Below are 11,858 nucleotides of genomic sequence, written 5' to 3'. Positions count from 1 at the left end.
TGGATGACTTTATGAACCTGAATGGAAAATCGGCTCTGGTCACTGGCGCAGCCGGTGGCATCGGGGCGTCAATCGTTCAACGCTTGCGCACCGCGGGGGCGCGGGTCGCCGTCGCAGACCGGTCGGTCGGTGGCATCGAGGCTGAGGCACATCTGCCCGGCGATTTACTTGATCCCGCCTATTCTGATTGCTTACCTCAGGCTGCGGCTTCGGCGCTGGGTGGGCTCGATATCGTGATCAACAATGCAGGCGTCATCACGCGCGGGTCGGTCACGGAAACGTCTGATGCGGATTGGTCTCTGTCACTGGGGGTCAACGTTGAAGCGCCCTTTCGTATCTGCCGTGCCGCGATTCCAATCATGGCCGAAGCAGGGAGTGGGGCCATCGTCAACACCGCGTCCTGCTGGGGGTTGCGTCCGGGCCCTAACCACGCCGTGTATTGCATGACCAAAGCGGCCATTGCGTCCTTGACCCAGTGCATGGGCATGGACCACGCCCATCAGGGCATCCGCATCAACGCGGTATGCCCGAACGAAGTGAATACTCCGATGCTGCGCTCGGGCTTTGAAAAGCGGGGTTTTGATCCCGATTCCGCGGTGGCTTCGCTGGGCCAAACCGTGCCGCTGGGCCGGATCGCCGAGCCCGAGGACATCGCCGACGTCATCATGTTCCTGGTCTCGGACGCGTCGCGTTATGTTTGCGGCACGCTCGTCGAGGTCAATGGAGGGAAACCGGTATCATGAAGCGGCTCGACGGAAAGGTGGCACTGGTCACCGGCGCGAGCAGCGGCATCGGCAAGGCCATTGCCCGGCGTTTGCACGACGAAGGCGCACTTGTCTTCACCGCCCAACGTGGTCAGGACACCGAATTCCAAGGCATTGCTGCAGATTTCACCCTTCCCGACAGCCCGGCACAGGTGGTCAACGAAGTGATCGCGAAAGCCGGGCGTCTGGACGTGTTGGTCAACAACGCCGGCATGATGCAGGAAGCCTCGGTCGAAGGAATGAGCCTTGAGGACTGGCACCGCAACCTGACGGTGAACCTGACCGCCCCGTTCCTGATGATCAAGGCCGCGCTGCCGCATCTGCGCCAGACCAAGGGCGCCATCGTCAACACCGGATCCATCGAAGGCTTAGGCAGCAATCCTGGTCACGCTGCCTATTGCGCATCAAAGGCAGGGTTGCACGGCCTGACCCGCGCCGTTGCCGTGGATCACGGGGGTGAAGGTATCCGCTGCAACGCCGTCGCGCCCGGTTGGATCGACACCGAGTTGAACGAGGATTTCATCAAATCCATGCCCGACCCGTCCGCATTCCGTCGCGACATCGCCAAGATCCACCCGGTGGCCCGAACAGGGCGGTCTGAAGAAGTTGCCGCGCTCGTCGCGTTTCTGGCGTCCGGGGATGCGGGTTTCATCACCGGGCAGGTCTATACGGTGGATGGAGGGCGCATGGCGAAGCTCAGCTTGCCTTGACCTCATTCCTTGCCTGACCGCCATTCTTTCCAGATCAGATAGCTGTTTACTCCAAACGAGGCAAACGGCTCGGGTGGCAATCGCGGCAGGTCCGGTTGCGCCAGAAAATGATCTGCAATCTCTGATCCGCCTTGCAGTACCAGTTCTGCCACCCCTATTCCCTGCAAGGTGCCTCGAGCGATACCCAGACCGTTCTGACAACAGGCCGAGAACACATCATCCTCCAATTCGCCAAACGCCGCAGATCCGTTGCGGCTGAGGCACAGCATTCCGGCCCAGCGATGCTCCATCTGCACATCTGACAGATGCGGAAAGCGTTCCCTGAACTTTCTGTCATGCACCCAGCCTGAATTGCGCAGTCGCATTGGACTGGTTTCGATCGTTGGATGAAAGCTTGAGCAGGTGCGAATCAGGATGCGATCCCCATAGCTTCCCGAGATACGCCGTACCGACGTCCCCATTGGGTTCGCAGGCGTCACCGACCAACGCGACTGCCCGCCCATTGTCTTGATCTGCGCGTCGGTCAGCGGCGCTGTGAGCGAGGCATAGAGGCAAATATGCATCAATTGCCGCTGATAGAACCCAAAGCTCTCCAGATGGCCATTGTTGGCCAGAATGATCCGCCCGGTGCTGACCTTGGCCTTGTTGGTGCTGACCACCCAGCCTGCGCCTTGTTGTTCAATTCGGATGACGGGTGAATGCTCGAATACATTGATCTGCCCGGCCAGACGGGCAGACAGCGCCCGCACATATGCCGCAGGCTGGATCATCACTGTTCCCGGCGCATAGAGCCCCGAGGTATAGTGTGGGCTGCCTGTGATCTCTTGCATCTGCTGCTGATCATAAAGCGTATGCGGCTCGCCCAGTTTGGTCAGGTGCGCGGCAAAGGCGCGGTTATGCGCGTCGCCCGCTTTGGTGGCGGCGGCATTGTATTTGCCGCAAGGGTCGAACATTTCCTGTGGCAGCCCGCAATCGGAGGCCACTTCGGTCGCAAAGGCAATGGCCTTGCGGTTCAGCGCAATGGTGGCACGATCTGTCTCTGATCCCTTGCCCGCGTAGTTATCCGAGGCCAAATCATGGGGCAGGTCGATCATGAACCCCGAATTCCGGCCTGCCGAGCTCTCCGCGAAGCGATCGGCTTCCAGCAGAACGATTTTCAGCGAAGAATCCAATTGATGCAGCCGCCGTGCCGCGCTGAGCCCGGCAAACCCGCCGCCAACTATTGTGATATCCGCGGTAAGGTTCCGTTCCAGCACCGCCAGAGGTGTTTGGGGCGGCAGAATCGCGTTCCATCCCGACGGACCTGTCTGCCGGGGTAGCCTTTTGGCGTCATGTCGGCTCAACCGACGGCCTCATCCGCGTCATCGGCCAGATCGATCCAGATGGTTTTCAACTGGGTGTACTGATCATGCGCGTGTATCGAGTTATCACGACCCCCAAAGCCCGATTGCTTGTAACCACCGAAGGGTGTCGTGATGTCACCTTCGCCGAAGCTGTTCACTGTCACGGTGCCTGCGCGGATCATCCGCGCACCTCGAATGGCGCGTTTGACATTGGCCGTGAAGATCGAGGCACATAAGCCATAGTCGGTGTCGTTCGCGATCTGGATCGCTTCATCGAAGCCCGAGACTTCAATTACCGACAAGACAGGGCCAAAGATTTCCTCGCGCGCTAATGCAGCGTCGTTGCCGGGCACTTCGACCACGGTGGCCTCGACAAACCCGTTGTCTGCCTTGCCACCGATCACCACGTTCTCGGCCTGATCCAGATAGCCACAAACCTTGGTGTAGTGATCTTCGCTCACCAGTGCGCCCATGCGGGTTTCGGGGTCGAGCGGGTCGCCGATGTTCCATTGTTTGGCGTGATGCGCGATGCGCTCCAGCAGCTCGGCCTTCACTTTCTTATGCACGATCAGGCGTGACGAGGCCGAGCAGTTTTCACCCATGTTCCAGAATGCGCCATTGACGATATGCGCCGCCACCCTGTCCAGGTTTTCGGCATCGTCCATCACGATGGCTGGGTTCTTGCCACCCATCTCCAAGACCACCTCTTTGGCGTTGCTTTCCGCCGAATAGGTCAGAAAGCGTTTGCCGGTCACGGTTGAGCCTGTGAAGGATACCATGTCGATATCCATGTGCCGCCCAATGGGTTCGCCCACTTCGGCTCCGCCGCCGGGAACGATGTTCAATACACCGCGTGGCAAACCTGCCTCCATCGCCAATTCGGCAAGGCGCAGGGCCGTCAAAGTGGTTTCAATCGCCGGTTTCACAACAACCGAACAGCCTGCCGCCAGTGCTGGCCCTATCTTCCATGCCAGCATCAGCAGCGGAAAGTTCCAGGGCAGCACCAGACCGACGACGCCGATTGGCTCGCGCACCACCATAGCGATGTGATCGTCGCTGGCGGGTGAAACCTGATCGTAAATTTTGTCAATCGCCTCGGCGTGCCACTTCAGGCAGTGGATCGTCTCGGGCACATCAACAGTTTCGCAGTCAAAGATCGTCTTGCCGCTGTCGATGCTCTCCATCACGGCCAGTTCACGGGCGTTGCGGGTTATCAGCTTGCACAACCTGATCAATATATCTTTGCGATCAGACGGATGCAGCTTGCTCCAGCGGCCATCGTCAAACGCCTCACGAGCTTTCGCGACCGCAAAATCCACATCCGCCCCATCGCAGGATGCGATATCGGTCAGTTTTTCACCGGTTGCAGGGTTTTCTGTCGCAAAGGTCTGGCCCGAGAACGACGGACGGAATGCACCGTCGATAAAGGCGCCTGTCGGCAGGTTCAGACCTGCGGCGATGGATTTGTATTCGTCCTGTGTCAGCAGATCCATGTTTGTCACCCCTCAGCCACGATGTCAGCGATTGTCTTCCTCAGCACGCGCGTCACCTGTTCCAGCGCGCGCTTGTCATCTTTGTTCAGGCCCTTCAGTGGAGGCCGCATGATACCCGCGTCGATCCCGTTCATGGTGACGCCATGCTTGATGGTCTGGATGAACTTGCCACCCTGTTCCAGCACCCGCATCAGCGGCATCATCGCAGACATGATCCGGCGCCCTTTGGCAAAGTTGCCTTCGATCACGCAGGCCTGATACAATGCCACATGTTCTGCTGGCAGGAAGTTCGAACCGCCGCAGACCCAGAATGGTGCGCCCCAGGCGAAAAACTCCAGTGCCTGATCGTCCATGCCACAGCCCAGCTGGATATGCGGATAATCCCGCGCCAACAGATGCACCCGGTTGATATCGCCCGAGCTTTCCTTGATGCCGCAGAAATTTCGGCTCCGACCTACGCGGTCAAGGAACTCTTCCCCCATCATTGTGCCGGTACGGTGCGGATAGTTGTAAAGCATCACCGGCAGGTCGGCGGCCTTGTCGATGGCCAGCGCGTTCAGCGCGTTTTCGCGATCCGTCGGTACCGAATAGGGCGGGCTGGCCAACAGGATGGCGTCCGCGCCGATGTCGCGCGCGCCCGCGGCCAACGCAATCGAGTCCGAAGTCAGCATCGCGCCCGTGCCAACCACCAAGGGCAACCGCCCTTTCAGGCGCTGATGCGTGAATTTGGCCAGTTCCAGCCGCTCCGCCACGGTCTGGGCATAATTCTCACCTGTGGATCCGCCGGAAATCAGGCCGTGCACACTATTTTCGATCAGGTATTCGATCACGTCGGACAGGGCGTCCCAGTTCACGCTGCCATCGTCGTGATAGGGGGTGATCACAGGGGTATATATCCCTTCAAACTTGAAAATCGGGTTCATTCCGTCCTCATGCGGGTTTCGAAAATGGTGGGATACCCATCGGCACATCCAGCGCGTCAGGCATCACGAACATCCCGATCTGATCCCGGGACAGGTTCCAGTGATCCTCGGCCAGTTTCGCCGCCGCGGCTTCATCGCGTGCCTCGATGGCTGCGATGATCGCGTCATGCTGTTGGCTGGCCAGCGACAGGTTTTCGGACATTTCAACTGTCTGTGGCCGGTAGAATGTCATGCCAATCCGTGCATGATCGATCAGCAGCCGGTTGAATGACGGCAGCAGGTAGATATTGCCGGACATCTCTCCGGTCACGTCATGAAAACTGTTGTTGGCAAGTGCGCGATCTTCGGCCGACCCTGAACGAAGGGCAGCTTTGAATGCTTGCTGAGCCGCTTTCAGTTCTTCGATTTGCGCGTTAGTCGCGTTCACTGCCGCCAGACGCAGGATGGCCCCGTAAACCATCGGCGCGGCAAGGAAGAAATCGCGCAGTGTGGTGTAGGACATTTCCGAAACACGGGCACTGCGGTTTTTTCGCAGATCCAGATAGCCTTCGCCAGCCAGTTGACGAAACACTTCGCGCAGAGGCGTGCGCGACAGGCCGAATTCATCGGACAGATGCGCCTCATCCAGATCGTCACCTGGACGAAGGCGCAGCGTCAGGATGGACATCTTCAGGTGTTCTCTGAGCGCATTTTTGCGCGACTTGGCTTCGTCTTTCATCCTTTGGCCTCACTATGTCCTGTGGCAGCTGCGTTCGAATCGCGGAGGTCACAGTTTTGTATTTCTAAAAAATACAACTTGTATACAAAAAAATCTCGTGCAGCATGGATGTCCGCAAAATAGACTCACGTTCGGGCGTCGGCCCAGTTTGGAAATGGTCCTGCTCATGCCTCAGACGCAGCACTTCGCCTTCATCCTGGTCGAGGAGTTTTCGCACCTCGCTTTTTCCTGCGCGGTCGAGCCGCTGAGAATCGCCAACCTTGTAAGTGGCGAAGAGCTGTATCGCTGGTCATTTGTATCCGAACAGGGCGAGCAGGCCGTGTCTTCCAATGGGTCTGTCACCCTTGTGCATTCCGGACTTGAGGAACTGTCCAAGTGCGATCAGCTCTTTGTTTTGTCGGGCATTCACATGCGTGACCACGTGACCCGTTCCCTTCTGGCCACACTGCGGCGCGAACGAGCGCGTGGAACGCGGATCGGGGCATTGTGTTCCGGCGCGTGGCTGCTGGCCGAGGCCGGGTTCCTCAACGGTATGCAGGCGGCGATCCATTGGGAATACCACGACGCGTTCATGGAAGCCTTTCCGGATATCAATCTGGTGCGCAGCGTCTTTGTCGCCGACGAAAAACACATTACCGCATCAGGTGGGACCGCGACCGCAGACCTGATGCTGCATCTGATTGAACGCGACCATGGCGAAGAGCTGGCCACCGATGTTGCGGATCAAATGGTCTATAACACTGTGCGTAATGCGACCGCCAAGCAGCGCGTTTCGCTGCAATCGCGCAATGGAATGCGCAATGCCCATCTGGCAAAGGCGATAGACATTATGCAGGACAGCCTGGAAACCCCAGTTTCCCCATCCTTCATTGCAGACAAATTGGGTATTTCCACCCGTCAACTTGAACGGTTGTTTGGCAAATACCTAAACACTTCCCCTAAAAGGTACTTTATGGAAATGCGGCTGGAACGGGCCCGGAAGCTGCTTTTGCAAACCGAGGCGTCGGTTACCGAAGTCGCCGTGGCCTGCGGCTTCGAAAATCCGGGTCATTTCTCTAGGGTATACAGATCCAGTTTCGGCATCACGCCGCACGCGCAACGCAACAAGATCAACTGAAAAAGATGGGTTGCTGGTTCGCGCTTACCGGCGGGGGTGCCGCGATCTGTTGGCCTCGAACTGGCCTGATCTGGCACCCCCTGATCCTGCCGGGATACCCCCTCGTTAAAAACTGGACTAGTCAACAGACCGGCAGGATTACCCACCAATAAATCTCGATATAGGCATAAGTATATCAAGAACTTGTCATCCAGAGATTTGTTGTGCCCTGTTTCGTTAATCTACTGTTAATTTAAGGCTCAGATTGAGGCTTTGATTGTGGGTAATCTGCAATATCGACATGCGGTCGCCGCAATCTGTTCAACCTGATGGCGTTTCGTGACTTGGGTCAGGCCTCAGAGGTTTCTAAAAGGAATCTGTTTCACGGTTCAAAACAAGTAGTGAACATATCACTGAGGTTTGGTCGACCCACGCTCGGACAACGCGCCTGCCGATCATCTTTGAAGGCAAAAAAACGAACGAATCCAGTCCAGGTCAGAATCAAGACAGCATTCGAAGGGCAACTTGACGGGTTGTGAGGAAACCCAGGTCAAGATTGCGCGCCGTTGGAATATGGCTTTGAGGCCGTAGATTGTACGTATCTGGCATGCTGCGCTGACGACACTGATATCCTGTAAGACCAGAAGCGATCGGATTCCGTCAGTCCAGATGATAGGACAGAAACCGTTCTGTCCCGCCGGCACTATACCCCCACTGTGCTTTGACACCGAAAACTTCTGAAACGGTTTCCAAAGACAGGGCATGTTCGGGCGGGCCAAGAGAGACCAGCCGCCCTTTTGACAAAACAGCAACCCGGTCACAGGCCATCGCCTGATTCAGATCGTGGAGTGCCATCACTGTCGTCACTTTTAGAATTCGAACACAGTTCAGGATCGACAGTTGGTGATGAATGTCCAGATGGTTGGTCGGTTCGTCCAAAAGCAAGAGTCCCGGTTGCTGAGCCAAAGCGCGTGCGATGTGCAGTCGCTGGCGCTCTCCTCCCGACAATGTCGCCCATTCTCTGTGTGCCATATCGGCCATTTCCACGGTTTGCAGGGCTTTGTCGACTTGCCAGGTGTCCTCGGCGCGCCACGGCCGTAAGGCCGACAGCCAGGGCGTGCGGCCCAGTTCGACCACGGATCGTGCAGTCACGCGTTCGGCCGTATCAGCCTGTTGTTCAACGATGGCAATCCGTTGGGCAATTTGTCTGCGCGACAAATACGAAACGGGATGACCCGCTATGACGACTTTTCCTGAAACCGGACGTGCCAACCCCGCCAGCAGGCGCATCAGCGTTGATTTTCCCGAACCGTTAGGTCCGACCAAAGCAAGTGTTTCGCCGGGTTCCACGACAAAGGATACGTCTGACAGCAAAGTCTTGCCGCGAACGGAATATGTCAGGTTTTGCGCCTCGATCTTCATCGGGCGCTCCTCTGGCCGCGCACCAGAATTACGGCAAAGGCAGGCGCACCGATCAGGGCGGTGACCACCCCAATCGGCAGAACCTGACCCGGGATGATGATGCGCGACACGATATCTGCGCCGATCAGGAAGACCGCTCCGATCAAGGCGGCGGTTGGGATAAGCCTGCGATGCCCCGGTCCCACAAGGAACCGGGCAGCATGAGGGATGACCAGCCCGACAAAGCCAATGGATCCGACGATAGAAACCATGACAGCTGTCGTGAGCGCGGTCGCAAAGATCAGGGTTGCCTGCACCCGACGTACCGATATGCCCAGCGAGGCCGCTGAATCAGAGCCGAAAATAAAGGCGTCCAGTGCTCTGGCGTGAAAGCGGCAAATGAGCCAGCCGACAAGGGCCACCGGAATGGCCAGATACACATCCGGCCAGCGCACGCCGCTGAGGTTTCCCATCAGCCAGAACATGATCCCGCGCGCCTGATCGGCATTGGCGGATTTGGCGATGATGAAGGCCGTCAGCGCATTGAACAACTGAGACCCGGCAATTCCCGCCAAGACGATCTGTGCCGTCGCAGCCCGCCCGCCCCCTGCGCCAGCGGCTCGGGCCAGTAACGCGACAAAACCAAAAGCCAAAAGCGCGCCATTGAACGCGCCAAAAGACAGCGACAAAGCCCCCCCACCCAAACCAGCGATGGTTACAGCCACGGCACCCGTCGAGGCCCCGGCAGAAATGCCCAAAATGTAGGGGTCGGCCAACGGGTTTCGCAGCAAAGCCTGCAACACGACCCCTGCGACAGCCAGACCGGCACCGCAGGACGCAGCGACCAGAGCGCGAGGAAGCCGGTAGCTCCAGATAATACCCTGATCAATTGGGTCGACAGGAAAGTCCGCTCCGGCCAGCTTGTTGGCAAGAACGGAGAGAACCAAATCGGGCGACAGAGAGGTTTCCCCGATCATCGCGCCCGCAAGAACCGCCGCAATCAACAATGGCACGGTAAGGCACGCAGCCTTGAAACCCTGCCGTAAAATTGCGGCGACCTCGTTCACAGGTTGTTTCCGATGGTATCCAGCTTCTCGGCCAGATCCTCCAGTGCCGGGATTGCGCGGATGGTGGCGTCCATGGCCTGCGCATCCATAATGACGATCCGGTCATTTTTGACCGCATCCATCTGGCTGGTCACCGGATCAGCGCGCAGGAACTCCAGCTTTTTCAGGTAGTCGTCCGCAGCAAAGCGACGGCGGTCCATCTTGGCGATAACAATCACCGTCGGATTGGCCTTGGCAATGGTTTCCCAGCCCACTGTTGGCCATTCTTCATCCGTCTCGATGACGTTGCGGATACCCAATTTACTCATCATGTATCCCGGTGCGCCTTTCTGTCCGGCCACAAACGGGTCGCTTTCCATTTCGGGAGAGGAGAACCAGAATACGGCTGACACATCGTCCAGCTTCACGGTTTGCGCCTTGGCAACGGCTGCGGCTTCGCGGGCCTTGTACTCGGCAACCAGGTCCGTGCCGCGCTCGGACACATCAAAGGCTGCCGCCAGTTCTTCGATACCCTGATACAGCGTATCGGTCGAGAACGCCTGCAGACGGGTGCCATCGCCGCCGACCGTATTGTCTTTGCCGATGCAATCTGCAGGCATTACATACGTTGGAATGCCCAGTTCGTGAAATTGCTCACGCGTGGCGACGATGCCCTCGGGTCCGACATGCCATTCATATTGCGCTGCGACCAGTCCCGGCCGCTTGGCAACAACGCTTTCAAAGCTGGGATCATTGTCTGCCAGACGCTCTACCTTGGCATTCACCTCGGCATATTCAGGCAGCACCTCGTTGAACCAGACCGAGGTTCCAAGAACCTGCTCGCCCAGACCCAGCGCAAAAAGCACCTCGGTCGCGGCCTGGCCGACCGTGACTGACGACGTCACTGGCGCGTCAAACGTGACCGAGTGACCGCAGTTTTCGATAGTTAGGGGAAAGTTTCCTTCGGCGGCAGCGCTGGTAGCCAACAAGGAAAGGCCAATCAGGCCAGTGCGTAGAAACATGACAATCGATCTCCATGTGTCAATGACCAGAGAACGGGTGAATGGGCATTTACCGAAGCAACAGGCGCTTTACTGCCTGCCGTGAGCGCAGGGTAGAAAATAGACCGCCCGGCGCGTTTCTTCGGCAACCTCCCCGGACAACCCCGCCCGGTGTGTTTCGGTTTCATACCGGCAGGTCTCCTGACTGACGGGTCTTTGTCTGTCCTGTCTTCCCAGACCAAAATGGCCCAGTGACGGAAATGGACAGCGCTCGCCGCCTACAGTTGCGGGGGCAGTTCCGGTTGGCACCAAAAGGCACCTCGGATTCCCTCTTAGCCACATCGGGACCGGTAAAACGCGGGTACCTTAACACTTACCCTGCGGCAAGAAAAAACTCCGGGGTCTTTCCCATTTTCTCGCAAGAGCATGGACCTGCGCGTCTCAACATGGCGCTGATATCAGAAAAGCCGCTGAGAACGCGCCAAAATCCGGACCCAGATTCATAGTGTGTGATATTAGGGAAAATCATGGCTGGGGTGGTAGGAATCCTTGCCCTCCGATGAAACCTAAGAGCTTTTCCCAACGGTAACCAGAACTGGGGCGGTTTCGGGGGCATTCTGCTGAGCGAAGCGACGGGCATTTTGACCGCTAGATCGACCGTGCACTGCCGCTGGCGGGACAGAGCTTACTACACCGCTTGAGAACCGCTAACTGGCGCAGGACAGGACCGCTGACGAGGCGTTCCGGGGGCTGACGGGTGGTGGTGTGTGGGGGGGGGGTGTAGTGGAGCGCGGAAACTTGTACTGGCGCTCTGTGTCCCAGTTCACAGAACCTCTCATTCATCCAGGTTAACGTAAGGTCATCAATGGGAGGTCGCAATGCTTCGTAAGACTTCAAATACCTGGCACACTCGCACCGAACACGCAGTAACCATGATGCACCCAGTTGTGCGTATCTTGCGTCATTGCACCCAGATGCAACGCCAAGTGAACCGCTACTATTGAATTCGAGCGCGGGTAGGCCGACCGGCTGACGACCGTTTGTTGACATTGATGAAGTGGCTGACCGTTGGCGCAGAAGCGGACGTTCGAGCGGACAACGGCGAAGGACCGTATCGAGCCCAAATTGACGTTTTCTGCGTCACGAGCGAACTGGCGCAAACTGCGGTAAGCGGACATTGCTCGCCGAACAAAAGCAACAGCTATTCGAATGCTACTTGAATAGGGATTGATCCAATAACCTCGCCTAACTGCGTTGCTCGTTGGCTTCTGTTAGGTGTTCAGTCCCGGCATTTGGTGGATCGGATTTAGGATGAATCGATCTGGCTCTAAAGTCCAGATCTTGCAGACGTATTCATAGGGCG

Annotated in this window: 9 protein-coding genes, 1 pseudogene and 1 riboswitch; of the genes and pseudogenes, 3 read left to right on the top strand and 7 right to left on the bottom strand. The window is 57.6% G+C overall.

Annotated features, from left to right (window positions below; all coding sequences use genetic code 11):
* Positions 1–11 precede the first annotated feature (11 nt).
* The gene (locus ACR0LL_RS00050; protein WP_480585204.1) at positions 12–743 is read left to right on the top strand and encodes an SDR family NAD(P)-dependent oxidoreductase; all 732 of its coding nucleotides are present in this window, start codon (positions 12–14) and stop codon (positions 741–743) included.
* Positions 740–1,474 (top strand): SDR family NAD(P)-dependent oxidoreductase, encoded by a 735-nt coding sequence (locus ACR0LL_RS00045; RefSeq protein ID WP_480582739.1) that lies wholly within the window; start codon positions 740–742, stop codon positions 1,472–1,474. Before ACR0LL_RS00050 ends, ACR0LL_RS00045 begins: the two co-directional genes overlap by 4 nt.
* A gap of 2 nt (positions 1,475–1,476) precedes the next feature.
* On the opposite strand, the gene ACR0LL_RS00040 is transcribed toward ACR0LL_RS00045, so the two are convergent.
* The 4 genes from ACR0LL_RS00040 to ACR0LL_RS00025 are packed head-to-tail and all read right to left on the bottom strand — an operon-like array spanning position 1,477 to position 5,951.
* The gene (locus tag ACR0LL_RS00040) at positions 1,477–2,817 is read right to left on the bottom strand and encodes an NAD(P)/FAD-dependent oxidoreductase (protein ID WP_480582736.1); all 1,341 of its coding nucleotides are present in this window, start codon (positions 2,815–2,817) and stop codon (positions 1,477–1,479) included.
* Entirely contained in the window at positions 2,814–4,310 is a 1,497-nt protein-coding gene (locus ACR0LL_RS00035) for an aldehyde dehydrogenase (RefSeq protein WP_480582733.1), read from the bottom strand. Before ACR0LL_RS00035 ends, ACR0LL_RS00040 begins: the two co-directional genes overlap by 4 nt.
* Positions 4,311–4,315: 5 nt before the next feature.
* The gene (locus ACR0LL_RS00030) at positions 4,316–5,233 is read right to left on the bottom strand and encodes a dihydrodipicolinate synthase family protein (protein ID WP_480582730.1); all 918 of its coding nucleotides are present in this window, start codon (positions 5,231–5,233) and stop codon (positions 4,316–4,318) included.
* Positions 5,234–5,240: 7 nt separating this feature from the next.
* Positions 5,241–5,951 carry a GntR family transcriptional regulator gene (locus tag ACR0LL_RS00025; RefSeq protein ID WP_480582727.1) on the bottom strand — a complete coding sequence of 237 codons (711 nt, stop codon included), beginning with the start codon at positions 5,949–5,951 and terminating at the stop codon, positions 5,241–5,243.
* A gap of 166 nt (positions 5,952–6,117) precedes the next feature.
* Between ACR0LL_RS00025 and ACR0LL_RS00020 the strand changes: the two genes are divergently transcribed.
* A complete protein-coding gene (locus ACR0LL_RS00020; protein ID WP_267365279.1) occupies positions 6,118–7,068 on the top strand; it encodes a GlxA family transcriptional regulator in 951 nt (316 codons plus the stop codon).
* 891 nt (positions 7,069–7,959) lie between these two features.
* Here the strand turns inward: ACR0LL_RS00020 and ACR0LL_RS00015 are convergent.
* The 3 genes and pseudogenes from ACR0LL_RS00015 to ACR0LL_RS00005 form a co-directional block, all read right to left on the bottom strand.
* Positions 7,960–8,469, bottom strand: a pseudogene (locus ACR0LL_RS00015) (ABC transporter ATP-binding protein); the annotation flags it as partial.
* Positions 8,466–9,497 (bottom strand): FecCD family ABC transporter permease, encoded by a 1,032-nt coding sequence (locus ACR0LL_RS00010; protein ID WP_480585201.1) that lies wholly within the window; start codon positions 9,495–9,497, stop codon positions 8,466–8,468. The pseudogene ACR0LL_RS00015 and the gene ACR0LL_RS00010, both read right to left, overlap by 4 nt.
* Before the next feature lie 14 nt (positions 9,498–9,511).
* Positions 9,512–10,516 carry an ABC transporter substrate-binding protein gene (locus tag ACR0LL_RS00005; protein WP_480582724.1) on the bottom strand — a complete coding sequence of 335 codons (1,005 nt, stop codon included), beginning with the start codon at positions 10,514–10,516 and terminating at the stop codon, positions 9,512–9,514.
* Between the two features lie 153 nt (positions 10,517–10,669).
* Positions 10,670–10,862: riboswitch (cobalamin riboswitch) on the bottom strand.
* Positions 10,863–11,858: the final 996 nt, after the last annotated feature.

The organism is Ruegeria sp. AI2, assembly GCF_056541275.1.
The sequence above is the reverse complement of the archived record's forward strand: the minus strand, read 5'-3'. Positions and strand labels throughout refer to the sequence as shown.

What these genes read in the sequence shown, in the direction of transcription:
- ACR0LL_RS00050 (WP_480585204.1), top strand. Translation starts at nt 12, where the DNA reads ATGAACCTGAATGGAAAATCGGCTCTGGTCACTGGCGCAGCCGGTGGC.
- ACR0LL_RS00045 (WP_480582739.1), top strand. Translation starts at nt 740, where the DNA reads ATGAAGCGGCTCGACGGAAAGGTGGCACTGGTCACCGGCGCGAGCAGC.
- ACR0LL_RS00035 (WP_480582733.1), bottom strand. Translation starts at nt 4,310, where the DNA reads ATGGATCTGCTGACACAGGACGAATACAAATCCATCGCCGCAGGTCTG.
- ACR0LL_RS00030 (WP_480582730.1), bottom strand. Translation starts at nt 5,233, where the DNA reads ATGAACCCGATTTTCAAGTTTGAAGGGATATATACCCCTGTGATCACC.
- ACR0LL_RS00025 (WP_480582727.1), bottom strand. Translation starts at nt 5,951, where the DNA reads ATGAAAGACGAAGCCAAGTCGCGCAAAAATGCGCTCAGAGAACACCTG.
- ACR0LL_RS00020 (WP_267365279.1), top strand. Translation starts at nt 6,118, where the DNA reads ATGCCTCAGACGCAGCACTTCGCCTTCATCCTGGTCGAGGAGTTTTCG.
- ACR0LL_RS00005 (WP_480582724.1), bottom strand. Translation starts at nt 10,516, where the DNA reads ATGTTTCTACGCACTGGCCTGATTGGCCTTTCCTTGTTGGCTACCAGC.